This is a genomic window from Streptococcus oralis, assembly GCF_001578945.1.
GTDB lineage: Bacteria > Bacillota > Bacilli > Lactobacillales > Streptococcaceae > Streptococcus > Streptococcus oralis_Q.
Genome location: NZ_KQ969551.1, coordinates 115,335 through 115,951, shown reverse-complemented (window position 1 = coordinate 115,951; position 617 = coordinate 115,335). Strand labels below are relative to the sequence as shown.

Annotated in this window: 1 protein-coding gene; it reads right to left on the bottom strand. The window is 42.5% G+C overall.

The window, feature by feature from the left end; all coding sequences use genetic code 11:
• On the bottom strand, nucleotides 1-609 hold a 609-nt coding region (locus SORDD16_RS03270; RefSeq protein ID WP_061452367.1), incomplete at its 3' end, for an HAD-IIB family hydrolase.
• Nucleotides 610-617 lie beyond the last annotated feature (8 nt).

The following is a 617-nucleotide window of genomic DNA, read 5'->3' as shown; positions in this document are numbered from 1 at the left end:
GAGAATATAAGCAATACCTTTTGATTTTTTAGCAGTTTTGCTGGTAATTTCTAGATGATATTGACCAGATCGGAGAATGCTGACCTCGCCCAAGTCTAGGGCTTGCAAGTATTTCTCCAGTGCCAATAAATCGTCATTATCTAGGGCAATCATCATTATCTTGAAAGTATTGTCCTTGGCTGCTAGAAAATCAGCCTCGTTTGTAAGTGTTGGTGCCTGGCGCGTGATGTTGAACTCTAGACGAATCCCTTCATCTATTCTATCACAATACCAGTTCGTCATATCATAATAGCTGACACTAATTTGTGGAAAATGCTGGCGCACTGCCTGTAAGATAGTTTGTGCTGTCTTTCTAGGAAGAATATCTATATGAAGAGGCTTGACCTTTCCATCCACAATCTGATAAATCAAACCACCGTTAAAACCTACTTGAGGTCCAGTCAGCTGAAGTGCTTCGATAGCCTCTCTCATTTCCATTGGAGCTCGAGCAGAAACCAGAGTCAGCGGAATCTGAGCATCGCGGATAGCCTTGCTATTCTCGCTAGAAACGCGGCCCTCAGAATTGAGAAGTGTGCCGTCCATATCTGAAAAAATACGTTTGATGGTCATAATGTTGT